Genomic DNA, 2,690 nt, shown 5'->3' with positions numbered 1-2,690 from the left:
GCTAAGTATTTAAGCTGTGTTGTAACAACAAAATTTTCAGTTAAGATTACATGAAATACTGTATATAACAACAGCAATTTTAAAATAACAGAAGAGATCGCTAAGAATTTTTTCGCCTGAATCCATAGCCGTCCTAACCTCAGCGGGCTGATTTAGGTTGATTCAGAATGCTGGCTACTACTTTTAATCACACCATACCGCTCTTCTGCCGCAACAGTTTTATTCTCGCAATCGTAAAATGGGTGTACTTCTATTTCCAACGCAGTAAAAGCAAATGCGTCAAACCATTGAGTATAGCCGTTCACGACAAATTGCCCGCTGCGCTGCTGATATTGAACGCGGTTTTCCAGATAAATCTGGCGTAGCCCGTACCAAGGTAAGGCTGGTAAATCATGATGCACCAGGTGGTAATTGAGGTTTAGAAATAGCAGACGCCATGGCCATGCAGCTTCATTCAGGGCTGAGCGCGCCGAACTCTCTGGCGCTGCACGATGTTCAAAAAAAGATCTTACTTTAGTCAGACTAAGTGCCGGATAGCTAATCGCCAGTAGGTAGAAAACGGCAGAAATACCATAGCCTGCCATCCAGTGAAGTAACCCGTAAAGTAGCCCTAAATGAATCAGCCACATGAATATGGCCGAGCGATCGCCGGAAATAAAAGCCCGGGCTGCGCTGCGAAGGGTATTAATGATGTCCAGTGATGGCCCGATGGCTAGCCGCCCCACAAAGGTGTTACTCGCACGTATAATACATTTGAGTAATATGTGGAAGTATTGCCATTGTGTTGCCGTGTAGTAATAGCACTCTGGATCTTTTTCTGGGTGCGTCAAATCCTCATCGCGGTGATGTTGAATATGAGAATCACGATAAAGGCCATAGGGGTACCATACCGCCAGTGGCAAAGTTCCAAATAGCTGATTTACCCACCGCCAACGGGTTGGATGGCCGTGAATCAACTCATGTTGCAAAGACATATACCACGCACTCAACAAGATCAGCAGAACACTTCCCATCACTGGCCCTAATTGCTGCCAATGAATAACACCAACAAACCACCCAGTGTAAATGGCACCGATCAATATCCAAGTGGGGATCTCCAGACGCCATAGCCAAGAACGGGACAACTGCTTTACCCTTGCCCGTTGCTGCTCATTAAGATAATGAGCAGCAGTTGTCGCGTGATTATTACGTTTAGTGTCAGCAGTGGGCATATTTAAAACTCATACATGGCCTAATTCGGGCCAGTATCAGCTAAATGAGGCTCACCACTAACTAACTTAAGGTGCTATGTAAATCTGAGAATTAGATAACCTCTCTTCGCATTGACATTGTAGAAATTAAAAATGTTAGCTGTAGCAGAATAGTCAATCTGTTAAGACATTTACCCAGCATCGTTCCTCGGCAGAAACGGCAATAGCATCCAATACTTTCGATACTTTCCAACCTTCTTCAAAATCCGGCCACATACGGTCATCGGCAGCAATGCCGTTAATCAAATCGCGGATCTCAACCGTTTTTTGATCGTTAAATCCAATACCATGTCCTGCACTGACACAAAAAGCCGCATAGTCTGGATGCTGTGGCCCTGTAAGTAATGTTTTAAACCCTTGTCTGGCCTGTGGATCATCATGGCAATAGAGCTGTAATTCCGCCATGCGTTCTTGAGAATAACTGATCGCACCTTTAGTGCCGGTGATTACATATGTCAGCCCCATTTTACGGCCACAAGCAATCCGTGAAGTTTCTATGGTCCCCATAGCACCATTGCTAAAATGTACCAATGCGCTGGCTTGATCTTCATTCTCCACAGCAAGAAGCGATGAGGGATCTTTCGGGTCAGGGCGCCGTCTGATGATAGTTTGCATATCGCCACAGACACGGGTGATATCGCCGACCAGATAATGAGCCATATTAACAATGTGTGCGGCTAAATCCCCCAAGGCCCCCAGACCTGCCTGCGCCTTGGTACAATGCCAGTCCAAAGGTGTGAGTGGATCAGCCAGATAATCTTCATTATGAGTACCATAAAAATGCACGACCTCACCAATCTCACCGTTTGCAATAATTTCTCGCGCTAACTGACTCGTTGGATTTTTCATATAGTTGAAGCCTACCAACGTTTTTACCCCTTTTGCGCGTGCAGCATCGACCATTTCTTTAGCATCGGCAGCACTCAGCGCCAGTGGTTTTTCTGAATAAACATGTTTGCCGTGGCTAATTGCTGCTAGAGCCATCTCCTTATGCAAGAAATTTGGTGCACAAATATCCACCACATCAATATCAGGATCGGCAACCAGTTCGCGCCAATGGGAGGTAGATCGGGAAAAACCAAATTCTACCGCACGTTTTTGAGCCAATTCAGGAGTCACTTCTGCCAACATCTCTAATACTGGCTGGCCCTTGAGTGGAAAAACAGTCGCAACCTGCGCGTAAGCAATGGCATGGCAACGGCCGATATAACCAGTACCAATAAGGCCAATTCGAACTTTTTTCATTTTATTCCCCTTACCTGTTTATAAATTAAAGCCCCGATAAGGTAGCTTTACTTGCCACTGGTTATACGAAATTAAAATTTCACCATCAAGCCAATATGAAATTAAAGTTATTTTTTGCGAGGCGCTACGAAGAAAAGAGTCAAGCTAATGAAAGCTTACATAATCAGGATGCTTCTATCAGTACGCAGTTCACAG

At 44.9% G+C, this 2,690-nt stretch carries 2 protein-coding genes; both read right to left on the bottom strand.

Features of this window, described 5'->3' with window-relative positions; genetic code table 11:
• Positions 1-152 precede the first annotated feature (152 nt).
• The gene (locus tag V1952_RS21065) at positions 153-1,211 is read right to left on the bottom strand and encodes a fatty acid desaturase (protein WP_372558406.1); all 1,059 of its coding nucleotides are present in this window, start codon (positions 1,209-1,211) and stop codon (positions 153-155) included.
• A gap of 153 nt (positions 1,212-1,364) precedes the next feature.
• On the bottom strand, positions 1,365-2,495 hold the full coding sequence (locus tag V1952_RS21060; protein WP_372558405.1) for a Gfo/Idh/MocA family protein: 1,131 nt from the start codon (positions 2,493-2,495) through the stop codon (positions 1,365-1,367).
• Positions 2,496-2,690 lie beyond the last annotated feature (195 nt).

Source organism: Yersinia sp. 2542 StPb PI, assembly GCF_048593855.1.
GTDB lineage: Bacteria > Pseudomonadota > Gammaproteobacteria > Enterobacterales > Enterobacteriaceae > Yersinia > Yersinia enterocolitica_E.
This window is presented reverse-complemented; position numbering and strand designations above follow the sequence as displayed.